Origin of the sequence: Borrelia hispanica CRI, from assembly GCF_000500065.1 — a bacterium.
In the GTDB taxonomy this organism is placed as follows: domain Bacteria; phylum Spirochaetota; class Spirochaetia; order Borreliales; family Borreliaceae; genus Borrelia; species Borrelia hispanica.
Genome location: NZ_AYOU01000164.1, coordinates 164,016 through 188,723, shown reverse-complemented (window position 1 = coordinate 188,723; position 24,708 = coordinate 164,016). Strand labels below are relative to the sequence as shown.

Below are 24,708 nucleotides of genomic sequence, written 5' to 3'. Positions count from 1 at the left end.
ATACCTCTAAATAAAATCTAAACTGAAAGTCTTTTTAAAGTCTCTGTAAATAAAAATTGTTCTTGTTCGGCTTCTTTTAAAATTAAAAATTTATCACTAAGCATAATTTCTCTAAAGGCAACTACAACCAATTTTCTATCAAAACCCATATTCACAATTGATTGTTCAAGCTCTTTAAATTTCAACATATCCAAATTTGATTCATCACCCTTTACAAGTTTACCTCTAAGTTTTAAAAATATTTTCCCTGCTATTTTATTTCCAATACCTTTAACCTTAGAAATAAGATTAATATCTTCTTTTTCAATTGCAATCCGAAATGCATCATATTTAATTCCAGATAATATTTTTAAAGCCGCTTTTGGCCCTATTCCATCAACACTAATTAACTCTTCAAAAACTTCCCGTTCTGACATATTTAAAAATCCAAAAAGCTTAACGTCATCATCTCTAAAATGAAAATAAGTTAATATTGCAACATCTTCTAACAGACCCAATTCCATTTTACAAAAAGAGCTAACTAAGATTTCAAATTCAAATGGAAAAGCTAAAATGACAATACTAGATTCTTTTTTATCTACAATCTTACCATAAATTTTATTAATCATAGAACTAAATTATAATTCATAAAAATTCAAGCTTATCTTATTTATAAAAATAAAAACAAAATAAAAAAACTTTAACACTATACTAACCAATATCATCAACAATTTCTAAATTATGATAAACTTCTTGCACATCATCACAATCTTCCAATTTTTCAATAATAGCAAGTACTTTATCCATTTGTTCTTTCTCTAAAGCAATTTTACTCTCAGGAACAAGTGCAACCTCTGCAATATCTTCTTCAAACTTAGTTCGCAAAATAGATAAAACGGACTCAAAATTATCAGCACTCGTTATTACTTCTACTTGAGAACCTTCACTATAAATATCTTCTGCACCTGCTTCCAATGCAAGCTCTATTATTTCATCCTCATGATATTTATCTAAATTATAAGAAACCAATCCCTTCTTATGAAACATATAAGACACAGAACCTGGCGCGCCAAGAGAACCACCACTTTTTGATAGAATACTTCTCACTTCACTTGCCGTCCTATTTTTATTATCCGTCAAACATTTAATTATTAAAGCCACACCATAAAGAGCATAGGCTTCATAAGTAAGTTCAAAATATTCAGCTCCTGTATTATCACCAATGCCCTTTTTTATTGCCTTTTCAATATTATCTTTAGGCATATTAGCAACTCTAGCTTTATTAACAGCAAGTCTCAAACGAGGATTAGAATCAATATCTCCTCCTCCCATTCTAGCGGCAATACTTATTTCACGAATTAACTTAGTAAAAATTTTATTTCTCTTAGCATCAAGAGTACCTTTCTTTCTCTTTATAGTTGACCATTTACTGTGACCAGACATTCAAACCTCCACCAACCTCATCAATTTTTCTAAAAGATCAAACTTATTATGCCTAATTAAATAGGCCTTAATTGTATTAAACATCAACATAAGAACTGTAACAGGCCCAACTCCCCCTATTACAGGAGTAATGAACTTAACACGATCCTTAACCGCCTCAAAATCAACATCCCCTACAAGAACACTACTATTATTAACCTCTACCCTAGAAATACCAATATCAATAACATAAGGATGTCCAACTATCATACTACCATCTATTAATTTAGGTTTTCCAACAGCAGAAATAATAACATCTGCTTGTTTTACATAAAAATCTAAATTGATAGTTTTACTATGACAAACAATCACAGTTGCATTATAAGGCTTACAAGAGAGCAAAATAGAAATGGGTCTTCCAACAAGCAAGCTTCTACCAATAACAACAACAGTTTTACCAGAAATTTTTATTTTACAATCAAACAAAATTTTCAATACAGCAAGAGCTGTACAAGGAATAAACCCTCTCTTATCTCCCAAAATTAACTTACCCAAATTCATAACAGAAAGTCCATCTACATCCTTTACACTTAATATGCTATTTAGAATCATATTCACATCTATTTTATTAGCAAGAGGCAACTGAACGATAATCCCATCGGTACAATCATTTGTATTTTCAACCTCAATTAATCTCAAAATATCATTTTGATGCGAATCCTCATTCAACCTAATAACACTAAAGTTAATACCAATTTCTTTAGATACTCTCTCTTTCACAGAAACATAAAGTTTACTTGCAGGATTATTATTTGCCAAAATTACTTTAAGATAAATTTTATTTACTAAATTATGATGGATCAAGAACTCTTTTAACAATAAATAATATCGATTTGCAAAAATTTTACCATCAAAAACACTGCTCAAATAAGCCCTCTCCTCCACCAATATAGTTTGAAGCATTATCCATTATACTACATTTGTACTTTAAATATAAACACAAATAAATGCATATAAAATTAATTGTAATAAAAACTATTTTTCAATATAATAACTTTTAAAAGAAAGAATTTTTAAAATATGGAGAATAATGAAAAAATTTTTTTTAACGGGGTTTATTTTAGTATTATTGTTGTACATAAATGCAAAAAAGCTAGAAGCATATTCAATAGACAGAAATGGAAACTCTATTATAGAAGTAGATTTAAGTTTAGGGATTCCCCTATTTTACAATGATCTATCAAACATCTTTTCTTCAAACTTGTATCCCGGTGGCCTTGGAGCAGCCAAATATAAATACCACATCTTAAACAATCTGGCTATAGGAGCCGAACTTAGGTATATATTTAATTTTGACATCAATCACTCATTTAATCTATTAAACCCTGACTCTGTAATAGGCAAAACACTTACCATAGTTCCCATTACATTCCTAACAACTTACGTATTTGACATAGGTGAACTTTTTCAAATACCCATATTTTCAAATATAGGACTTACTTTAAATTATTATGGAGACAAAAGTGATAGTATTTCAAATTTAAGAACATTCGATACAATGCCTGTAATATCTATTGGTTCTGGAATTTTCTGGAATTTTAATTATAAATGGGCTTTAGGAGTTACAACTTCATGGTGGGCAATGTTTGAATTTGGGAATTCAGCTAAAACTGCCCATTTTTTACTAATATCACTCTCAATAATAGTAAATATGAACAAGTTATAGGTAAATTATGAATAAAAAAGACTGCAAAAAATTAATTATAATAATATTAACATTTTTAAGCCTAGAATGCTCAAGTGAATCTATCTTTTCTCAACTTAGCAAATTACAAAAAATTAATAGTAACAATAACATTTTAGATAGCTCAAGTCCAAGTGGCATTTCGCTAATAAACAATACTCTTTATATTGCAGCTATGCATCTATTTAAAAAGGAAAACGGAAATATAACAAGGGTAAATTTTAGCAATTCTTATGAATTTGTAATCGATCTTGTCAATGTGTCAGGAAAAACATATCTGTTAGTACAAAATAAAAATGGACAATTAGAGCTATATTCTTTTGAAAATAACAATTGGAAATTTTTATTTCAAAAAAATGTAACTCCAATTAAATTTCTAAAATCTATAGGTACAAGCGAAATTACAGCAGCTTATATCCTGGCAACAGAAAACAATGGCAAACAAATTATTCTCGATACAAATGGAAATAATCAAACTCCTAATTCTGCAACTCATAATGACAAGTTTTATCAAATTTCAAATAACAATAAATCAATTACAGGAAGATTTGCAAAAATTTGGAAACTAAATAGTAGCGAAGTTACAAAAGTTAATACAACAAATGAAATAATGGCAATAATAGACACAAAGATTAGCGGCGCTCAAGAAACTTTAGTATTTACTGGAAGAAATAATGACTCAACAGATAACAAATTTGAAATATATTCAAATAAAAACAATTATAAATCTCCAATATTCAATCGTGATAACATAGGAGAATTTATTGCATACTTTGCAAGAGAATTCCATGACATAATACTTATTGGAAGCAGTAATGGATTTGTAGAACTTATTAAAGATAAAGACACTTTTATCTTACAGCCACCCTCACAATCTGTATTGTCAGGTTCTTATAATGGCTCTCAATTAAGTAAAACCAGACTCAATGATATCATACCTATATCAAAAGAAATAATTTACATATTAACACAAGGAAAAGGACTATGGAAAATCGAAAATAAAAAGTTAATTAAAGAATAAACGATGAAAATTCATTGTAAAGTTCGAATATTTAACTTTATTGGTTTCTTTATAAAAAGATTTTCTAATTTTAATATCTAAGTTAATATTTAATTTAGCTCTAAAGTGCAAATAATTTATATTGTTTCTATCGAAAATTTTACCTTCATCATTCATAACTTTAATTTTACAATCTAATAAACTTTTAACAAATAATATATCTCTAGTAATCACCATACTATCTTTATCAACTAATTTCAAAATAAAAGAATCAACATCACTGACAACTTTAACAAAAGTATTTTTGAATATCTTTAATTTTAACTGCCTATTTGCAACCAAAATAAGTTCTACATTTCTACTTAACACAAAAGTTTGCAAAAATTTTATTATTTCCAAATTACAAGAATCAGCATCAACAAAAATTTTATTTAACAACCTTATAACCCATTATTTTTAGCAATAAAAAAGATAAAATATCAGCCTGTCTCACAGGCCCAAATACCCTAGAATCATTTAGTATTTTTAAATTTTCATTTAAAAGAAAAAATTCATTTTTCTTTAAAGAATAACATTTAATCACTTCATCAAAACAAAAAAAATCATTTAATCTATAACCTATCATCAAATTACCATTCAAATAATAAGAATTATTAACTTGTCTATATACTAAAACATCAAAACCCTTAACGTATACTAAATCCCCCTGAGTAGCAACTATTTTTGAAATTTTATAACTACCTATATTGAAAATATTATTTAAAAAAAATAAATCTCTAAAAAATTTAAAAATAAAATTGTATCTTAAATTGGGATCTTCATAAAGAACAATATCATTTAATGTTAACGGAATAAAAAAAGTACGTATATGTTTTGAAACAAAAACTAAAGTATTATTTTTTGTTATCAAAGAAAACATCTCATCACCTTGAAAAGTAAAAATTTGTAAAACAAATTTTGTAAAACAATAATTAGATAACAAAAATAACAAGATAATTTTAACAAAATTTTTTCTTCTTTGTTTTCTTAAAAGTCTTTGTTCAAAAGTCAAATAACCAGGCATTAAATTAAACCTATTCTAGAAAAAGGAAAATACATAAAAAACGCTCTACCAAGAATTTTCTTTTTATCTATAACACCAAAAAACCTTCCATCGTAAGAATTGTCTCTATTATCACCAACAGGTAACACATATCCATAAGGTACATATATTCCATAATCTCTCATTATTGCCTTTTCCATGTAATAATCAACATATGGCATAAAAGCTACTAAATAACGATACTCAAGTCTTTCAATTTCAAATCTATCAACTTCTCGAAGATTAAAAAATGAAAAATCAGATACATTTTCCAAATTAACATTTAATTGATTTAATGCAATAAACATAGCAAGATTATCATAAACCTTATAATCTACCTCTTCTACATTTTTCTTAACAGTAAAATTATATCCCAATGAAGACTTATAAATGTCTTCTTCTATAAATTCTTCCTCACCTTCCCTCTTCACAAACACTAATCCATTCCTAAATCTTACAAGCTTACCATCTGCAAATAATGCTCTTTTTACAAGAAATCTAACACTAGGGTTTCCATCCTCATCCTTATCAAGATCAACAAAACTAAAAGTTAGCATATAAAGTAATCTATGCAAAATATCAAAAAAAAGCCCTTTTGATTTATATTCTACATTTTCAAAAATCACAATTTCTGATTCATTTGGTTCCTTTATTCCACCTATCTTACACACTCCCGGCAAAAGTTCAGGACCATAAGAAAATTTATCCACAAATAATAAATCTCCAATCTGAAGAGTATTTTCCATTGAACCTGATGGAATTCTATACGCCTGTAAAAAATATTGATTTATTCCTAAAACAAAAATCGAAGCACCTAAAAGTTCAAGCAAAAAATTAAGCATAAAACCTCGCTTTCTAGCCTTCAATTTATAAAAATATTTTCTTTGTTTCCTATAAGTTAGATATCTCTCAACAATTCTCACTAAAAAGTTAGCAAAATTATCCAATTTTTCTAAAAACATAAATTTGTCCTCAAACCTAAATTATACATAAAATCAAAAATTATCAATATATCCAATAACACCTTATATTTAAATAATTAAAGAAAACAAAATCTAAAATTCAATATAAATCATCATATTGCTATATCTCTTCAAAACTAATATACGCAAAGAAATATAGCAATATTGAATTTCTTTTAATACTTTTCTATAATCACTATGTATGCTCAAAGAAAATGATAGTCTTAATGTTACTAAAGAACAACCACTAACAGTTAAACTAAAACCAATATTAGGAATAAATCCAAAAGTTTATGTTTTCTTTACAATGATTATCCTTCCTATAATATTATTACTTGGTTTCATCATAAATACTAAATTAAATAATCCTGGAGTATATTTAAAAATAAAAACTAATATTAACAATTCATATGTTTACATAGATGAAAAATATATTGGCAAAACTCCTCTAAATAAATACATAAACTCTACTAAAGGAACTTTAAAAATTAAAAGATTTGGATTTGAAACTTATGAAAAAAAAATTGATATAAAAAATAAATTTTTTACAAATTATAAGTTAAATATTAATTTAAAACTAATAGCTCCTGAAAAGATCATTGCAAAAAGGCAACAAGAACTCTCAGTTATGACAAAAATTAAAAATGCTGATGAGCACATAAAATTAATCCCAATATTTTCACTAATTGTGAATGATTTACAAAATAACTCAGAATATGTCAAAAAATTTTTTCAAACCTCCATGCCACATATACATTCTAATATCATATTTAAAGACTTTCTATTGGCATACAAAACCATATACTCAATAAATGATAATAACAATAAAGAAACATGGATATCTTTAAAACAAAATTTTAATCTAGAAGATAGGGCGATTATTTGGTTTTTTGAAAACTTAGACCCAGAACAACAAAAACAAGTGTTTCACGAAGAATGGTTTAAAACACTTATAGAAAAATTAAAAAATGAAAATAAAATATTAAACTTTGAAAATCAAAATATAAATTTATCTCTAAATAACTTCAAAAAAATAACATCTCAAAACATTGACAGCATCAAAAATTATAAATTACAGTCACAAGACTTAATACTAAAGACTACATATAAATTAAAAGAGTTTTTAATCCAGAACAATAATATCACTAAAGCTGAATATCAAAATTTTTTAGACAAAAATCCTAAATGGGCATTAAATAATAAAAATAACCTTATAAAAGAAGAACTTGTAGATGAAAGTTATCTTAAAACTTTTAATCAAATGCCTTCAAATGAAGATATCACACACATATCTTACTATGCAGCAATGGAATATGCTAAATGGTACTCTTCAACCCTGCCTAAAGGATTTAAAGCAAGACTTCCTATATCTCAAGAATGGGAGTTATATCAAAGAAAAGTACCAACATCAATAGACAATTTAAATATGAATGAAGTATCTAAAAAGGTTGGATTTTGGAATTTAATGCAAAACTCAAGTTTTAATGAAGTTATATTATTCCAAAACAAAAATGACATATATTCTGAAAACTCTAATTTCAATTCACTAATCACAGAGCTTAGAACTTACACTTATACTAATAATTCAACGCTTCAACCTTCAACACAAGCTTCTTTTTTAAAATATTGGTGTGCTCCTAACATTGGCTTTAGATTAGTTATTGAAAAGGAATAAATATGAGTCCAATACTGCTTGACAATAAAAAAGCAAGATTTAATTACTTTATTGAAGACAGACTAAGTTGTGGTATTGTTTTAAAAGGAACTGAAGTAAAATCTATTAAATTAAAAAAATTTACATTCAATGACAGCTTTGCCAATATAAAAAAAGACGAAATATGGCTTGAAAATTTACATGTAGCAAAATATAAAGAAGGTAATATCTTTAATCACGAAGAAACAAGACGTAGAAAATTACTTATAACAAAGAAAGAAATACAAAAATTAAAAAAATTCAAAGAAAAAGAAGGATACACACTAGTTCCTATATCGATATATCTTAAAAATTCGTTAATAAAAGTTGAACTTGGAATATGTAAAGGAAAAAAACTATTTGACAAAAGAGAAATTTTAAAACAAAAAAGTATAAAAAAAGATCTAAGTCGTGAAATCAAACAGTATAAGTAAAGAAAACACAAATCATAAACGCAATAGTCATATTAAAAACACAACAACATAAATAAGTTTAAAAGATAACTTAAATCAATACCCATAATATAAACAAAGAGTAGTTACAATTACTCATTATTACAACTACTCAATGACTTTAATATCAATTTTTACAATTAATATTTCTTAGTAAAAGAAAGTTCAAAGATAACTTTAGAATTTTCATCAAAGCTTAAATCAACTTCAGGATGAAAACCTCCTAATGCAATGCCTAAATTTTGTCTAAGTTTTTTATTATAGCTAGCTGCATGTGTAAAGGGAAGTATAACTTCAACAATCCGTGTTACAAACATAGTGATTCCTCCTAATGTCATTAGAGATAAACCAATTACTGGGACTTCAACTGACTTAGAATTCAAAGTAGAATATACACCATAACCTAACAAACCCAAGCTTAAAGCATCAAACCCTAAAATCAATAATCCTCCTGTAATATCACCTTGAACTAAAGAACCTATTCCAAAACCTACAAATAAATTCAATAAAAAAGGAATTAAAGCATTTTGTTTATAACTCTCATAAAGTAATAACTTCTCCAAATTACCGCTCCCATTAATGCTGTTACTCCCAATATCCGTCTTCATTTCATCATAACTTTGAGCAAAACTTCCAAAAATACAAAATAAAAGTAAAACTAAAATTAATACTCTCTTCATAAAACACCCCCAAAATAAACAGCCTAGTGTTTGCATTATATACATATTAAAGGAATTGTTCAATAATTTATTTCATCTTCAATTTATTTAAATTTAACTTTTTTAATAATATTATTTGAAATTCTCTTACCTATAGAAATTCGCGATTTAATCATAAAATTATTAATATCAATCATTTTAACAACATCTCTACTAGTAGAAAACGCCACAAATTGCGCATCAAAAGTAAAATCTATAAATTCATCATCCTTATTTAAAAAATAATAGACTTTATCAGTTAAAAACTTATCTATCCTAAATCTTTTAACATAATAAAAATTATCGGCTTTATTAAGATAAATTATAGAAAATACCTGCTCCTTAGAATTATTTATATCATAAACTAAAACACTAACATTATTCTTTTCAATAAAAGTCTTATCTTCAATATTTTTTAAAATATAAGAATCCTTTTTAAAGATTAATACCTTATCATAATAACTAGCATTTCCAATAAATTCACCATCAATAAGACTGCTTCCAACAAACCCTGCTTTTAAATTTACATAAATTTTCATATTCTTAGTAGCAATTTCTCTAACATTTTTGGATTCAATAAGAGATATCTCTGTCTTTCTATGATACATTTTTGAATATTTAGAAAGAAGCTTATCAATAAAATTTATTGAATAATTTTTAATTGATTTAATATTACCCTCAACACTTTTTAATTCTTTACTTAAAATTTGAATATCTTTATTATTCTTATCAATATCAAACATACTTATTTTCCTAATAGGAATTTTAAGCAAGTTCTCAATATCATCTAAAACAATTTTTCTAGAAAACCTATCTCCATACTTAACAATTTCACTCATTACAATATCAACAACATCGGATTCTTTAGAAATAGTTTCAAGAATTTTATAAATTTTATGTTCAATAAATATTTGCTCTAAGGTTTTAGAAAATATTTTTTCAAGTATCTTACTTCTCTCAAGTTCAAGCTCCATCTTTAAAACTTTTTGTAAATGTTCAGCATGAAACTTGATAATATCTGTAACAGTATAAATAACAGGATATCTATCACTCAGTAAAAGCAAATTAACAGAAATAGAAACTTGGCAATTTGTATAATGATACAGTTTTTCAATAATTTCATTGGCATATACCCCCCTTGGAAGGGTCAATTCAATCTCTACATTTTCTGTAGTAAAATCATTAATACTCGAAACTTTAATATAGTTTTTACGAATAGCCCTCTCAATTGAAGCTATTAAACTTTCTGTAGTTTCTCCAAAAGGTAATTCTTTTATCAAAACAGCCTTATTATCATCTGTAGGTTCAATTTTTGCACGAACCAAAACCTTTCCATTGCCATCAGCATACTCATTAACATCAACTATTCCACCTGTTGGGAAATCAGGATAAAGCTTATAAGTTTCACCAAGTAACTCACTCTTAACAGCTCTTAAAATTTCATTAAAGTTATGAGGAAGAATTTTAGCAGCCATACCAACAGCAATTCCTTCACTTCCCTGAATAAGTATTACAGGAATTTTAGCAGGAAAAATCAAAGGCTCAGCATTACGACCATCATAAGAAGGCTCATAAGTTGTTATTTCTTTACTATAGAGCACTTCAAACGCTAAAGGAGTTAATCGACATTCAATATAACGAGATGCAGAAGCAGGGTCACCCGTTAAAAGATTACCAAAATTCCCTTGTTTTTCAATAAATAAATCTTTATTTGCCATATTAACAAGAGCTTCATAAATTGAAGTATCTCCATGAGGATGATATTTCATTGTATTTCCAACAACATTTGCAACTTTATGAAAATTGCCATCATTCATTTCAAAAAGAGAATGTATTATTCGTCTTTGTACCGGTTTAAATCCATCAATAACACTAGCAATTGCACGATCTTTAATAACATAAGATGAATACTGTAAAAAATTATCTCTAAGTAATGTTTTAATGTTCATTAAATTAAATTCTCCATAATAAAGTTTCGTCTCTCAGGAGTATTTGGCCCCATATAAAATCCCAATTGCTCTTTTATTTCTTTAATATTGACAAGATCTACCTTTGTAAGTTTAATATTAGCAACATCAATAAACCCCTTAAATTCATTTGGTGAGATTTCCCCAAGTCCTTTAAATCTTGTAACCTCAGGATTTTTAAGTTTAAGAAGAGCTTTCTGTTTATCTTCCTCAGAATAACAATAAATAGTAGCGCTCTTATTTCTTACTCTAAAAAGTGGTGTCTCTAAAATATGCATATGCCCATTTAAAACCAAATCTTCAAAATAAGTCAAGAAAAATGTTAAAAGCAAATTCCTAATATGAAATCCATCAAAATCTGCATCTGTAGCAATTACTATTTTATTATATCTTAAATTTTCAATTGATTCTTCAATACCAAGGGCTACCATCATATTATAAAGCTCTTCATTTTTATAAATTTCGGATCTATTTTTTTCAAACATATTTTGGGGTTTACCACGAAGAGAAAATATAGCTTGTGTATATACATCTCTACAAGACACCATTGATCCTGTTGCAGAATCTCCTTCTGTTAAAAAAATCATGGTTGAATCAGAATGTACACTTTTTTCATTAAAATGAAATTTACAATCTTTAAGCTTAGGAATTTTAAAAGATATTTTTTTTGCTCTCTCTTTTGCCTCTTTACGTACACTGCTTAATTCCTTTCTAAGACGTTCATTATCAATAACTTTACTCTCTATTGTTTTTGCAAGTGTTTTATCTTTATATAAAATCTCTAAAATTAGCCTTTGTACTTCCTTAGCAATATTACCTCTAGTCTCAATATTACCAAGCTTATTTTTAGTCTGACTTTCAAATATTGGATCCTTTATTTTAATTGAAAGAGTTGCCACAAGTCCTTCTCTAACATCAGTAGATGAATATGTTTTTTTTAAAAAATCATTAATGGCTCTTGCAAAACCTTCTCTAAAACCTGTTTGATGTGTACCTCCATCACTAGTATACTGCCCATTTACAAATGAAAAATATGTCTCACCATAATTATTTGTATGAGAAAATGCAAACTCTAAAGTTTTACTAGAATAATAAACAAAATCATAAAGTAAATCCTCATACTTAATCTCGGCTCTTATAAAATCAAGAAGTCCATTATCAGACCGAAAAATTTGATCATTATAATTAATTTTTAAACCTTTATTTAAACAAGCATAATGAAAAAATCTTCTTTGTAAAAAATCCTCATTATATTTATATTTACCGAAAATCTCTGTATCGGCTAAAAACTCAATATAAGTACCATTTTGTTCATCGGATTTACCTTCTGTAGTATTAATTAAATTTCCTTTTGAAAACACCGCTTCAAAGAAATTACCTTCTCGTATTGACCTTATTAAAAATTTTGAGCTTAAAGCATTAACAGCTTTAGTTCCAACTCCATTAAGCCCTACAGAAAATTGAAAAACATCATCATTATACTTAGCACCAGTATTAATAACAGAGACACTCTCAACAACCTTTCCAAGAGGAATTCCACGGCCATAATCTCTTACAGTAATGACATTATCCTCTTTTTTTATAACAATTTCTTTGCCATAACCCATAATAAATTCATCAACTGAATTATCAACGATTTCTTTAACTAAAATATAAATACCATCATCAATATTAGAACCATCTCCTAATCTTCCAATATACATTCCAGATCGTAATCTAATATGTTCAAGAGAAGATAAGGTAACAATTTTACTCTCATCATAACAATTTATTTTCATTTAAATTCCTATCAACAATTATATTGAATTTTCATTTTTTCTAATTTTTTAACTATTTTATCTCTAACAATAACATGAAGCTGCTCCTTCTCATAATCTGTCAAATTAGAAACATCTACTAAAGAATGGATATGCACATAGACTGATAATCCCGAATTTAATATTAAATTCTTAATAAAAACTTTATGTGTATTAAGTAAAGTAACAGGAACAATTGGAGAATTTGTTCTTAAAGCCAAATTAACAGAACCTCTTTTAAAATCTTTTGTTTTTCCACCTCTATTTCTGGTTCCTTCAGGAAAAATTCCAATAGCTCCACCCTCTTTAATAATTTTAGTCGCCTTTTGTTGAGTAATAGCAGAAGATCTTATACTGCTTCTATTGACAAAAATAGCCCCCATAGAAAGTAATACAAAATTAACTAAAGGAATACTTAAAAGTGACCTCTTAGCAACTATTACAAAAGGCCTTACAAAAACATAAATTAAAAAAATAGGATCCATTGATGCAATATGATTTGCAATAATTACCACACCACCACCTTTGTTCAAACAACAATCATCATCTTTTGTAATAACAACCTTAATTCCAGACAAGCATAAACAAATCTTAATAGCAAATCTAATCAATACAAAAATAAACTTTATAAAAGCATTTTCAAAGCCAAATATCTTAAAAATTAAAGATATCAAAAATAAAACAGTAAAAAATAATACAAAGAAAAAAAAACTAATATAAGTAATAATACTCCTTAATATTTTCATATAGTTTTTATCCTAATTTCTCTATTCTCTCAAGTTTTAATTTTTGCCTTTTCAGCAAACTTACCTCATCTTTTAAAATTTTAATAGGATGAAGAACAATCGTAGAAAATTTTTGATTATTAACTATTCTCTCGCTATACTCAACAATAAAAGACTCACTTATCTTATTCTCATCCATGCTAATTTCATATTCAAGAACTAAATTACCATTTAAATTAAAAACATTAAAAATCCCATAATAAATATTATCTTTAACAATATAAGTAAGACTAGGATAAGAAAAATCATAAATAACATCTTTATAAACATAATTACCATTTGGAATAAACAAAAAATTTTGATCATCATTCCCTAAAACAGAATTATTAAACCGTTTAAAAATACCTGAGAACCCATACTTATCATAAGCATCTGTTCCTGTATCAACTTTTATTTCAATATTATCAATATCAACAATTTTAATCCAAAAATTATATACTATTAAATCCGAAAAAACAGATTTAGTACTGATATTAAGAATATTATAGGCAGGTCTTGAAATATATTCAATATGTGCGATTTCTTGAGAATTATTCTTAAAAATGCTAATTTCATTAAAATGCCTATTAAATGATAAGAGCAAAATATTCTTAGAATCTAACTTTTCTGAACGTTGATGAGAATCATTATCATACCAAACACCATATAAAAATTTATAAACTTCATCTTTGGGCAAATTTTTTAAAGTTTGATATACATCATTATCTACACGTCTAACCTTTTCACTAGTAGACAAAGGATAATATTTACCTTGAACTTGAGAATATACATATTTTTCTATCTTACTTACTATCATATCCTCACCCTGCTTTTCATATCTCTCTAAAGAAATTGAATAACTTTCTCTTGATTTCTTATCATCATAAGCAGAAGATCTAGAATACTTATTTATAATAATGTTTCCATTAACCTTATCAAAAAATATAGGTCTATATGACGAAACATCATTAGAAACTGCCCTTTGAAAAACATATAAAACAGCATATTCATCTAAAAAACCCTGAACAACTATATCAAAATCATAATCACCAGTAATATCTTCAAGATACATATTATAAGAATTTTTGGAATCAATATTTATTTGTGTCTTAAACAAAACAACTGCTTCATGACTTTTAGGATCAAAACCAATAATAAATAAATGCGTCTTAAGATCTGCAAAATTTTGAGCCAAAACCACTTGCTCAAAATAGACATCTAAATTTAAATTCTCCTGATGAACTGACAAAATTTTATAACCCTTAAGATCAATTAAAGAGCCAAACACATTCTCTCCAGAATCTTCACTCACATTTTCATCAGAATAATTTAATTTGCTAATACTCATCTTCTTATCAAAATCTTTATTAAAAATAATAAAATCCTTATTTCCTTTAACACAAGAAAACAAAACTAAAAAAAGAAATATAAAATTTTGTTTAAAAAACATATCACATGATTTTTACATATCTACTCTTATACTCAATAAAATATAACAGCCTAAACTACACTCTAATTACCGGCATTTAAACTAAAATCTTTTAAAGAAAAAAATGCCTCATTAAAATTTTCTTTAAAATTATTTTTATTTAAGACATTATCTAATAGCAACTTACTATTTGCTTGAGAAAAATTATCAATAATACGATCTTCTTGAACTAAAGTATCAGACTCATAAGAATCATTAAAAGACGAACGTAAAGCAAATGAATAAACTTTATGATCTGCTAAAAAGGGTTTAGACCATTGACCTTCCTTCAAATCAAAAATTAAGTCATAAAAATCTTTACTATTACTAAAAATTGAAAGCTCTTTTAAAGTACTAGAATAGATGTTCATATTATATGCAAGATTAACCACATCTTCTTTAACTTTCAAATTATACTTCTGCAAAGATCGTTCCTCTCCAACATCAGAATTAATTTCAGATAAAATAACATTGAGTTTATTTTCAAGAAAAGTCTCAATAACATTGGGCTCATAAGTTTCTATATAATTTTTAACAGTACTAATATCATGACTTGAATTTTGATCAAAATTATAAACATCACTTAACACTTTATATATCTTATATTCCCCTGAACTCTTAGATTTAATAGGATTAGTAAATTCATTTATCTTCAAAGAAAAAATTGCATTTAGATCTTCTTTTTCCTTCAGCATAAGATCTAAATCAAAATAATATTGCTTAGAAGAAGCAATACCTTTAAAATTAGCAACGTCTTCAGAATAAAACTTAGCAACTTCTTCAAAAGGCATACTCTTAGATAATTTGTCATAAGCATCATTAGCATCACTTAAATTTTTAAAACTAATAGAAACAAGATCTAAACTTCTAAACAACTTTTGATTATCTTCAGCATAAGATATTATTTTATCTTCTGGAAAATCTTCATAAGAGAGTGTAATATAAGCAATATTTTTTCTAATCTTACTCATCTCCTTAACAGAACTTAAAAGAAAATCTGAAAATACAAAACTACTATTCAAAAAAACCTGAATATTTGAAGAAAGCAAATTTTCCACAGCTTCACTATAAATTTTAAACTTTTGATAATCAGAAACTTTATTATACCTTTTAGGACTAAAATTACCATTAGAATCTAAATAAACAGGAGAGTTCATTATATTTTGACTCAAAACACTTTTTGAAATATAAAAGTTACTACTTTTTGCCAAATCAAGAAAAGCAATATCTTCAACATACTTCATAAAAGCCAAACGCCAAATAAAATAGTCTATATCATAATTATTATCTCTTTTTAATTTAGAATAAAAATTTGAATAAAAATTAACATATTGTGCAAATTTATTATCTTTTGCATAATAAATCGGCTGTCCCTTATAAAAGCCAAACTTTAAATTAGACAAATCAGTAGTATCAAATAATCCTGGCATTAAAGGTGCAATAATAAACCCAAATACAATTAATATAAGTGCTAAAATGCCCCACATCCCAACTCTTTTATCATTTAAATCACCACCAGATGTAACACTTTTTGTTTGACTTATTCTCTTACGCATAATAAAAACCCTTCAACTGAAATAAAATAGCATTTTAGATATTAAAATAGCATAATTCACACATTATTTCAATTCAAACATTTATATTAAAAAAATATTTGATATCATAAATTTCGACATTATAATTAATATTTAATTAATATTTGCAAAAATTAAGAAATATTAATATAACGGATGTGACATATAATAATGAACATAAATAATGAATTTAATATTAAAATAAACCAAGAAGAATTTTACAGACTCTCCAAAATAATTTATAATAATTTTGGTATTAATCTTAGCGAGAAAAAAAAATTACTAATAGAGAGTCGCTTATCATCAACAATTAAAGCAAAAAACTTAACCAATTTTACAGAATATATTAATTACTTAGAAAATCAAAAAAATCAAATATCTCTAATAGAATTAGTAGATAAAATATCAACAAATCACACCTATTTTTTTAGAGAACCTAATCACTTTGAATTTCTTGCAAATAATCTTCTACCCAAAATGATCAAAAGAATAACACAAACGCAAGAAAAAGAAATTAGAATATGGTCAGCTGGATGCTCAAGTGGAGAAGAAGCATATACAATAGCAATGATATTAAATGAATATATAAATAACAATAAAATCCAATGTAAAGCAAAAATTTTAGCAACAGATATTTCAATTACTGTATTAAGAGAAGCTAAAGAAGGAATTTATCCAGAAGATCGAGTAAAAACTCTACCAAAATATTTAAAAATTAAATATTTAAATAAACTTGAAAATGACAAATTTGAAGTTAAAGATGAACTTAAAGAAATGACTGTATTTAAAAAATTAAATTTAATGAATGATGTTTTTCCATTTAATAAGAAATTCGATTTAATTTTTTGTAGAAACGTAATGATTTATTTTGATGAGCAAACAAGAAACAAACTTGCTGACAAATTCAATAAATACTTAAAAGATGATTCTTACTTATTAATTGGACATTCAGAAACAATTAGAGGTAATAAAAACTTAGAATATGTAATGCCAGCAACATATAAAAAAATCAATTAATTTAAAAACAATCATAATGATTAAATAATCAAAGAATAAAATAACACATTATTTAAGTAAGATTTACTTTCTCTCCTACTTTAACAAAGTAAAGTAGTTCTCCTATTGTTGCAACATGATCCCCAACTCTTTCTAAAAAACTATTTAAAAATAATATATTTAAAAGATAATCCAAATTTTCTGGATTATTTTTCATTGCATCAATTACAAGAGTCTTTTGTTTTGAAAACAATTTATCTATAATATTATCATACTTTACTATCTTAAGTATTTTAATAAAATCTCCATCAAAATAAGCATCAAAAATATTTGCAAGCATATCTTTTGCTGTATCTGCCATTTCTCTTAAAGGTTTTTGATAAATATCAACAGAAGAAAAATCTCCTACATTAGATTCTAAAAGAAGTACTACTTTTACAATTTTAGTAGAATGATCTGCAATACGTTCAAGAGAGCTAATGATTTTAATAATTGCCAAAATTTCTCTAAGCTCAGTAGCAACAGGATGTTCAGTAGCAATTATGCGTCCACATAAATCTTCAATATCATATTGATAATCATCTATCATTTTTTCATCCTCATTAATAATCTTTTTAGCCAAATTTTTATCTCTAGACTCTAAAGCTATTAATGAATTTTCTATCATCTTAAGAACACACTCTTTCATATCCCAAAGATAGTCTTTGATAATTTCAAGTTGCTTAGTAAGTTTACGCCTAATCATATTCAATTTCTCCTAAAAAAACCGTTTTAAAAACAAAAACCTTAATTTAGATAATTCATAATAACTACTAAAAGGATAACTATCAATAACTCTTTTGTAGTAACTAAGAGACTTTACAAAATCTTTATATTTGCTCTCGGTTTCATAAAATTTACCTAATAAATAATTATATCTATCTTCAAACTTTGAACTTACATATTTGGGGTAATATAGTGAACTCAAGCTAGCGTAAAATTCATACTCACCATTTGTTAATAAAAACTCAAGAATATCAAGATAAATATCCTCATCAAAATCAATATTATTTTCTACTAAAAATCTAACATCTCTTAATACATTTTCAACTTTATTTAATTTAATACCAAGACTAATTAAATTTACAAAGATCTGATTAAAAAAATCATCCCTTAAACTCAAATAATTTAAATAAGAGTTCAAATAATCCCCATTCTTATAATAAAGTTCTGCCTTTAATAAAATATACTCATCACTATTCAAATCATATTTATTAAGCAATTTAATTGCTCCCTTGTAATCATTAATATGATATAAATTTAAAGCTCTCCTCATAATATCTTTCAAATCTACATTATGTCCATTCTGATTATTTAATCCAAAATCCTCATCATTTTTAATATCTTTATCCAAATTTAAAGTACCTTCCGAATTCATTTGATCCAAATTGAAAGATTTTTCTTGTTTAACAATCCTCAAAATTACATTTTTAGTAAATTCCCTAGAATCCTTTACATTTTGATACTTAAATGTCAACATAACAACTCCAACATTTTTTGAAGTTTGAAAAGTAAACATAGCACCATCTTGATAAGATTCTGATAAGAGTTTAATAAAAGGATTATTTTTATTATTTTTAATATAAATCCAAGCTTCATCTTTAAAAAAAAAATTAAATTTTGAATTAATATTTACCAAAAATTCTTGCCTTTCACTATTAAAATCAAGTTCATAAATATTCTGTTTATTTTTTTCAAAAGCAAAAGAAGATACTATATTAATAATAAAGAATAAAAAATTACAATAAATAAAATTCCATTTATTCACTTATAATTTTCCAATATTTTATCAACTAATAATTCATTTTCCTTTTCTAAATCAATATTAAACAAATTATCTGATTTAACCCAAAGATCTTTCAAAATGTCTTCATTAATTGATCGATAATGCATTACACTATCACCCAATCTACCATCAGGAAGACTAGGCTTAGGAAAGAAAAAATCATCCATATTAAAACTAGAATTCAAATCAAAATAAAAATCTTCTATATTAAGTAATTTCAACTTAAGATTTAAATTCTCTTCAGTACTATTTTTACTCTCTTCAATAATTTTAGATGAATACCAATAAGTAAAAAAAGAAACAATAATTAATAAAAATATTAAAATTAAAAAATATTGTTGAAAATGAAACTTTTTCTCTCTCATAATAATTTTCCTAATATACTAAGTAAATTATATATTAAATATTACACTTTCTCCATTATCACTAGTAACACCTATCAAATTCTTACTTCCCTTAGCAACATACATATTATGAGTTATTATCAATAATTGAACTTTTTGACCAAGTTCATTTAAAAGTGTTGAGAGTTTATTACTATTTTCAAAATCAAGAGAAGCATCTATTTCATCAAGTACACAAAATGAAGCAGGAGAATAATAATACAAAGCAAACAAAAATGCTATGCTAATTAAAGAATGCTCTCCCCCAGAAAGCATTTTATTGCCTCTGACTAATTTATCCTTAAAATTTATTTTAATTTCTATCTCATCTAAATCTTTATCATAAAATAAACTTCCACTACCCTTAAATATTCGACTAAAAAAATAAATAAAATGATCACTAATTTTATCAAAAGCATCATTAAATTTTTTATTAATTTCCCTCTTAATTCTTTTTCTAAGTTTATCTAAAGATTCTTTAGTAGCATTTAAATCGTTTATTTGTAAATTTATTTTTTCAACCTTATCCTTTATCTCATTATATTCCCTTTCAACATTAAAAAAAATATAATTATCATGTTCAATCATACTAATTTCTTTCCGTAAAGAAGCTATCTGCACTAAATCATCTTCAAGATCAAATTTTTCCATATCCTTATTAATAAAATTAAAATCTTTTATCTCATCCTTAATATCCAAATTAGAATGCAATAAAATATCATATTCTGCTTGCTTTTTCATATATTCATAATAAGATGAATTTTTAAAAGCATCTAATACACTCAAAGTATTGATCTCTTTATTTCCAACCAATTCACTACCTTTAGCAGCACTTAAGAACTTGTCTAAATTAACATTAATGTCACTTCGTTCCAAGTTTAATTCATCCAGTTTTAAATTTAAATTATTAAGGCGCTCCTTAAGTTCATCTCTAGTTTCAAATAAAAACTTTAAATTACTATCAATTAATTTAATTTCATCTTCATTTTTAAGCCTAGAAAGCTCTGTATATTCAATTTCACCCAATATCTCATTTAATTTCAATGTCTTCTCAGACACTAAACTCTCAATAGTAGTGATTTCCTTTGCAAGGCTAGTTTTAGAATTATTTCTCGTAAGCAAAAATTTTCTTAAATCAACATTTTGTTCAAAAATAGGTTCAATTTTCTCTCTTAATAAATTTAAAAGTTTATCTTCCTTGGCTATATATTTAAGTAAATTTTCTCTAATATTTTTAAGATATTTTATGCTTAATGTATCTTCAAATAATTTTAACAAATTTAAAATGTTTTTTTTAAGTTGCTCAAACTCTTCTATATTGCTTTCTTTGACAATCGACAATACTAAATCAACAAGTTCAAAAAAACTCCTTGTATACCTATTTATCTCATCAGTCAGTATGAAAAAATCTTTCTTTTTACTTTGAAGGGAATTATTTAAATTCATAAGCTCTTCATTTATGCCTACTTTTACTGATTCAATCTGTGACTTATTGCTCATAAAAATATTTGCTAAATTTAATTTTCCCCTCTTGTCATGTTCTAATTTTTGAATTTTAATCTCCATTGTAAGCAACTTAGATTTTAAAGTCTCAATTTCTTTTTTAATAAGTTCAATATTTTTAATAACATTTTTCTCTCTAAGAGAATAAAATTCTAATTTTTCCTTAATACTCTCAATAGAAAAACTACTTAAATACAAAATATTATCTATATCTTTAATATTCAAGCTATTTTTAAGTTTAGTTAATTCAAAGTTAAGATTAAAAAGCTTCTTCAAGTTTAAATTTTTATCCAATACTTCTAGATCGTTCTTTAATTTTTGGTATTTGTCTTTAATCAAAAAATCATTTTTAATTTTTTCATATTTTTCATTTAATTCATCTCTCAAAATCAAAAGAGAAGTTAAATTTTCTCTAGATTTTTCTAAGCTCTTATATGCCTGTTCTTCTTCAACTCTAAGCATATCTATTCCACTAGCCTCTTCTATTAGAGATTTTAAATTAATATTGCCACTTGAAGATATTCTCTCAATCTTACCCTGATTAATAAACATATAAGGAGAATTCTTGAATCTTAGCTTATTAACAAGATCCATATAATTTTTAAGATTCAAATTATCATTATTTAAAAAATATTCACTTGTACCATCTTTATAAAGTCTTCTTCTAATATAAAATTTATCTCTAAAATCACTAATAGAGAGATCCTCATTGTTAAAAAAAAGAGTCACCTCAGCAAAATTAGATTCCTTAGATTTTGATACAGAAATTAAATCTGTTATATGTTTAATTCTCAAAATACTTAAATTATCTTCACCTATACAAAAACGAATTGCATCTAATAAATTACTCTTTCCACAACCATTTGGACCTACTATAAAATTTAAACTACTATTTAACTTTAATTCTTGCATTTTAACAAAAGACTTAAATCCTAAAAGTCCTATTTTTTCTAAAAACAAAACTACTCCCAATTAAATTAAATTATAAACAATATTAATTTACTAAACATAACTTTGTATTATAATAAATAGTTATGATTTGTGGAATTGATGAGGTTGGAAGAGGATGCATTTTTGGCCCAGTCTTAAGTGCAGCTGTTATTTTTAAAAGTAAACCCAGCTTTTTAAATGAACTAGATGATTCAAAAAAACTTACCAAAACAAAAAGAGAATATCTCTCATCATTAATACTAGAGAATGCACATTATGCGTTTGCAGATATATCCAATGAAATTATTGATAAAATCAATATTCATAATGCTTCACTCCTTGCAATGCAAATCGCATATCAAAAGTTAAATATAGAATGCAATTTAGTACTTGTAGATGGAAAATTCATCCCCAAAATACAAGCTAAACAAATTAGAGCAATAATTAAAGGGGATTCTATGATCGATGAAATAAAAGCAGCATCAATTATTGCAAAAGTACAAAGAGATAAATTGATGGATGAATATGACAAAACTTATCCCCTATACGGACTTAAAAAAAACAAAGGATATCCAACAAAAGAACATAAAGATGCAATCAAAAAATATGGAATATTAAGCCTTCACAGAAAGAGCTTTCAACTAATTTAAATATCAATTAACATAACTTTAATTATGTCCATGACTAGGACTAAGTCATCCTCAAAAAGGATCATGCTTATTAAACACTCTAGGATTTACGATCATTATGATATTCTCCTTTTTTAACTAAATTTCCGGCAACCTTTTTCTTAATTACAGAAATTGCTTTCAATAAATTTGATTCAAACTCATCAATATTCTCTTCATAAACAAAAACTGAATGTCTCTCAAAATCTCCATTAACATTTCTCTTACTCTCCACAATATTGAGAAAATAATCACCTTTTCTATTTTCTTTAACATTAAAGAAATAAGTCCTATCCGAATTTGTAAACAATTTATCAGAATATACTTCCCCTCTCTCGCCCATTAAGTCCTCCACACAAAAATCCTTTATATATTAGCTTATACAAAAGTTAACATAATTGTACTTGCTAAACAAGAAAAATACTAGCCGAAATTAACAATAAAATCAATTGACATAAAATGAATTTTTTTATAGAATCAACTTTGTTATCTGTGCGTCCTTCGTATAATGGCTATTACCTTAGCCTTCCAAGCTAATGATGTCGGTTCGATTCCGATAGGACGCTTCTTGAAAAGCTAATATCTTAAATATAAAAAATTGGAGATGGCGGGAATTGAACCCGCGTCCTAAAAATAATATCATAAATATCTACAAGCTTAGCTAATTTTTAAAAAAGCAATAAGGCTTGGGAAACAAGCAAACCACCAAATTACTCTCAAGTTTAAAAGTCCCTAAAAATCAACTTGAAACATTTTTAGGCATACTTTGATGTCTTAAAGAGTATAAGTTGAACCTCAAAGCAAAATCCAACAAAACTCTCTGCTAAATTAAGCAGCCATTACAAGATCTGAACTTGTAAAGTTATTATTTTTTGCATTTATTAAAGAAGTTTTAAGAGATTCCCTCTGCTTGCCACTTATGCTACTAAAGTTTCTAGTCAAATCCAAAAACATCCCCTCTCAATAATCTTTTAAGATATTATAACACAAATAAATAAAAAAAGAAAAACAAACTAATTTACAAAACAACACTTAAAAGCTTATAATTACTCTAATACATTAATAGATATTAAAATAATAAATAATACAAGGAGATTTTTTGAACAACGAAATGCTATGGTGCATCATGCTAATTTGCACTTATTCGATTTTAATTATTACGTATAACTTTTTTGGACAAAAAGGCTTACTAGCGTGGCTAGTATCATCCGTAATTATTGCAAACATTCAAGTTTTAAAGCAAATTACAATATTTGGATTGCATGCAACACTGGGCAATATTCTTTATGCATCATCATATGTTGCAACAGATATTTTATCAGAAATTTATGGTCATAAAAATTCAAAAAAAGCAGTTTATATTGGATTTATAAGTTTTATAGCATTTGCATTTATTACAAACATTCAACTTTATTTTTCAACAAATAATTCTGACATATATTTAGAAAATTTGGAAAATGTTTTCTCTTCAATTCCAATTTTATTAATTGCATCAATTATCGCATATATAATATCTCAATTAAACGATATATACCTATTTCGTTTAATAAAAGAAAAATTCCCAAGATTCTTGTTTATAAGAAGCAACGGATCAACATTAGTAAGTGAATTTATAGATACGACAATTTTTGTAAGCATTGCAACATATTTTAATATATTCCCAAAAGAAGCCTATTTTAATATCATAATATCAACATATTTTATTAAAGGAATCGCAGGCATCATGGGCACTCCATTTATTTATATTGCAAAATACATATATCAGAATAAAAAAATCCAAATTAATGAGTAAATATACATTCA

23 protein-coding genes, 1 tRNA gene, 1 other RNA gene and 1 pseudogene are annotated in these 24,708 nt (G+C 25.9%); 8 read left to right on the top strand and 18 right to left on the bottom strand.

What is annotated here, in order from left to right; genetic code table 11:
* Positions 1 to 17 precede the first annotated feature (17 nt).
* From ruvA to U880_RS0109305, 3 genes are all read right to left on the bottom strand, one after another.
* Positions 18 to 608, bottom strand: coding sequence for a Holliday junction branch migration protein RuvA (ruvA, locus tag U880_RS0109315; RefSeq protein WP_024655755.1), 591 nt, complete (start codon positions 606 to 608; stop codon positions 18 to 20).
* 82 nt (positions 609 to 690) lie between these two features.
* Positions 691 to 1,422: a YebC/PmpR family DNA-binding transcriptional regulator gene (locus tag U880_RS0109310; protein WP_024655754.1), complete on the bottom strand. Its 732-nt coding sequence runs from the start codon at positions 1,420 to 1,422 to the stop codon at positions 691 to 693.
* Positions 1,423 to 2,328, bottom strand: a complete 906-nt coding sequence (locus tag U880_RS0109305; RefSeq protein WP_024655753.1) for a bifunctional 5,10-methylenetetrahydrofolate dehydrogenase/5,10-methenyltetrahydrofolate cyclohydrolase — start codon at positions 2,326 to 2,328, stop codon at positions 1,423 to 1,425.
* Positions 2,329 to 2,491: 163 nt separating this feature from the next.
* Here U880_RS0109305 and U880_RS0109300 point away from each other — a divergent pair, with 163 nt between their 5' ends.
* Positions 2,492 to 3,127 carry a BB0027 family outer member beta-barrel protein gene (locus tag U880_RS0109300; protein WP_024655752.1) on the top strand — a complete coding sequence of 212 codons (636 nt, stop codon included), beginning with the start codon at positions 2,492 to 2,494 and terminating at the stop codon, positions 3,125 to 3,127.
* A gap of 7 nt (positions 3,128 to 3,134) precedes the next feature.
* Positions 3,135 to 4,166, top strand: coding sequence for an outer membrane protein assembly factor BamB (gene bamB / locus U880_RS0109295; RefSeq protein ID WP_024655751.1), 1,032 nt, complete (start codon positions 3,135 to 3,137; stop codon positions 4,164 to 4,166).
* Here bamB and U880_RS0109290 read toward each other — a convergent pair.
* Genes U880_RS0109290 through lepB (U880_RS0109280) form a run of 3 tightly spaced genes read right to left on the bottom strand, consistent with a single transcriptional unit; the run spans position 4,152 to position 6,188 of the window.
* Positions 4,152 to 4,583, bottom strand: coding sequence for a DUF188 domain-containing protein (locus U880_RS0109290; RefSeq protein WP_024655750.1), 432 nt, complete (start codon positions 4,581 to 4,583; stop codon positions 4,152 to 4,154). The genes bamB and U880_RS0109290 overlap by 15 nt on opposite strands.
* Positions 4,573 to 5,208, bottom strand: a complete 636-nt coding sequence (gene lepB, locus U880_RS0109285; protein WP_024655749.1) for a signal peptidase I — start codon at positions 5,206 to 5,208, stop codon at positions 4,573 to 4,575. Before lepB (U880_RS0109285) ends, U880_RS0109290 begins: the two co-directional genes overlap by 11 nt.
* A complete protein-coding gene (gene lepB / locus U880_RS0109280; RefSeq protein ID WP_024655748.1) occupies positions 5,208 to 6,188 on the bottom strand; it encodes a signal peptidase I in 981 nt (326 codons plus the stop codon). Before lepB (U880_RS0109280) ends, lepB (U880_RS0109285) begins: the two co-directional genes overlap by 1 nt.
* Before the next feature lie 202 nt (positions 6,189 to 6,390).
* Here lepB (U880_RS0109280) and U880_RS0109275 point away from each other — a divergent pair, with 202 nt between their 5' ends.
* Together U880_RS0109275 and smpB are read left to right on the top strand one after the other, a co-directional pair.
* Positions 6,391 to 7,863: an SUMF1/EgtB/PvdO family nonheme iron enzyme gene (locus tag U880_RS0109275; protein ID WP_024655747.1), complete on the top strand. Its 1,473-nt coding sequence runs from the start codon at positions 6,391 to 6,393 to the stop codon at positions 7,861 to 7,863.
* Positions 7,864 to 7,865: 2 nt separating this feature from the next.
* Positions 7,866 to 8,315, top strand: coding sequence for an SsrA-binding protein SmpB (gene smpB, locus U880_RS0109270; protein WP_407637754.1), 450 nt, complete (start codon positions 7,866 to 7,868; stop codon positions 8,313 to 8,315).
* 158 nt (positions 8,316 to 8,473) lie between these two features.
* Here smpB and U880_RS0109265 read toward each other — a convergent pair whose 3' ends face one another.
* The 6 genes from U880_RS0109265 to U880_RS0109240 form a co-directional block, all read right to left on the bottom strand.
* Positions 8,474 to 9,013: a P13 family porin gene (locus U880_RS0109265; protein WP_024655745.1), complete on the bottom strand. Its 540-nt coding sequence runs from the start codon at positions 9,011 to 9,013 to the stop codon at positions 8,474 to 8,476.
* A gap of 83 nt (positions 9,014 to 9,096) precedes the next feature.
* Positions 9,097 to 10,980: a DNA topoisomerase IV subunit A gene (locus tag U880_RS0109260; protein ID WP_024655744.1), complete on the bottom strand. Its 1,884-nt coding sequence runs from the start codon at positions 10,978 to 10,980 to the stop codon at positions 9,097 to 9,099.
* Positions 10,980 to 12,776 carry a DNA topoisomerase IV subunit B gene (locus tag U880_RS0109255; protein WP_024655743.1) on the bottom strand — a complete coding sequence of 599 codons (1,797 nt, stop codon included), beginning with the start codon at positions 12,774 to 12,776 and terminating at the stop codon, positions 10,980 to 10,982. Before U880_RS0109255 ends, U880_RS0109260 begins: the two co-directional genes overlap by 1 nt.
* 11 nt (positions 12,777 to 12,787) lie before the next feature.
* Positions 12,788 to 13,540 (bottom strand): lysophospholipid acyltransferase family protein, encoded by a 753-nt coding sequence (locus tag U880_RS0109250; RefSeq protein WP_024655742.1) that lies wholly within the window; start codon positions 13,538 to 13,540, stop codon positions 12,788 to 12,790.
* 7 nt (positions 13,541 to 13,547) lie between these two features.
* The gene (locus U880_RS0109245) at positions 13,548 to 15,008 is read right to left on the bottom strand and encodes a pallilysin-related adhesin (protein WP_024655741.1); all 1,461 of its coding nucleotides are present in this window, start codon (positions 15,006 to 15,008) and stop codon (positions 13,548 to 13,550) included.
* 62 nt (positions 15,009 to 15,070) lie between these two features.
* On the bottom strand, positions 15,071 to 16,582 hold the full coding sequence (locus U880_RS0109240; RefSeq protein ID WP_024655740.1) for a peptidylprolyl isomerase: 1,512 nt from the start codon (positions 16,580 to 16,582) through the stop codon (positions 15,071 to 15,073).
* A 189-nt stretch (positions 16,583 to 16,771) separates the two neighbouring features.
* On the opposite strand from U880_RS0109240, the gene U880_RS0109235 reads away from it, so the two are divergent.
* Positions 16,772 to 17,617, top strand: a complete 846-nt coding sequence (locus tag U880_RS0109235) for a CheR family methyltransferase (protein ID WP_024655739.1) — start codon at positions 16,772 to 16,774, stop codon at positions 17,615 to 17,617.
* A gap of 52 nt (positions 17,618 to 17,669) precedes the next feature.
* On the opposite strand, the gene phoU is transcribed toward U880_RS0109235, so the two are convergent.
* The 4 genes from phoU to U880_RS0109215 are packed head-to-tail and all read right to left on the bottom strand — an operon-like array spanning position 17,670 to position 22,267.
* Positions 17,670 to 18,341 (bottom strand): phosphate signaling complex protein PhoU, encoded by a 672-nt coding sequence (gene phoU / locus U880_RS0109230; protein ID WP_024655738.1) that lies wholly within the window; start codon positions 18,339 to 18,341, stop codon positions 17,670 to 17,672.
* A gap of 12 nt (positions 18,342 to 18,353) precedes the next feature.
* The gene (locus U880_RS0109225) at positions 18,354 to 19,403 is read right to left on the bottom strand and encodes a hypothetical protein (RefSeq protein ID WP_024655737.1); all 1,050 of its coding nucleotides are present in this window, start codon (positions 19,401 to 19,403) and stop codon (positions 18,354 to 18,356) included.
* Complete coding sequence (locus tag U880_RS0109220) at positions 19,400 to 19,786, bottom strand: hypothetical protein (protein WP_024655736.1); 387 nt, start codon at positions 19,784 to 19,786, stop codon at positions 19,400 to 19,402. The genes U880_RS0109225 and U880_RS0109220 overlap by 4 nt, the downstream gene beginning before the upstream one ends.
* A gap of 27 nt (positions 19,787 to 19,813) precedes the next feature.
* Positions 19,814 to 22,267: an AAA family ATPase gene (locus U880_RS0109215; RefSeq protein ID WP_024655735.1), complete on the bottom strand. Its 2,454-nt coding sequence runs from the start codon at positions 22,265 to 22,267 to the stop codon at positions 19,814 to 19,816.
* A gap of 74 nt (positions 22,268 to 22,341) precedes the next feature.
* Here U880_RS0109215 and U880_RS0109210 point away from each other — a divergent pair, with 74 nt between their 5' ends.
* On the top strand, positions 22,342 to 22,887 hold the full coding sequence (locus U880_RS0109210) for a ribonuclease HII (protein ID WP_024655734.1): 546 nt from the start codon (positions 22,342 to 22,344) through the stop codon (positions 22,885 to 22,887).
* A 94-nt stretch (positions 22,888 to 22,981) separates the two neighbouring features.
* Here the strand turns inward: U880_RS0109210 and U880_RS0109205 are convergent.
* A pseudogene (locus U880_RS0109205) lies at positions 22,982 to 23,248 on the bottom strand (DUF3276 family protein); the annotation flags it as partial.
* 151 nt (positions 23,249 to 23,399) lie between these two features.
* On the opposite strand from U880_RS0109205, the gene U880_RS0109200 reads away from it, so the two are divergent.
* Positions 23,400 to 23,471, top strand: a tRNA-Gly gene (locus U880_RS0109200).
* Between the two features lie 32 nt (positions 23,472 to 23,503).
* On the opposite strand, the gene ssrA is transcribed toward U880_RS0109200, so the two are convergent.
* Positions 23,504 to 23,863, bottom strand: a transfer-messenger RNA (tmRNA) gene (gene ssrA, locus U880_RS10990).
* A 141-nt stretch (positions 23,864 to 24,004) separates the two neighbouring features.
* Between ssrA and U880_RS0109190 the strand changes: the two genes are divergently transcribed.
* On the top strand, positions 24,005 to 24,697 hold the full coding sequence (locus U880_RS0109190; protein ID WP_024655732.1) for a queuosine precursor transporter: 693 nt from the start codon (positions 24,005 to 24,007) through the stop codon (positions 24,695 to 24,697).
* Positions 24,698 to 24,708 lie beyond the last annotated feature (11 nt).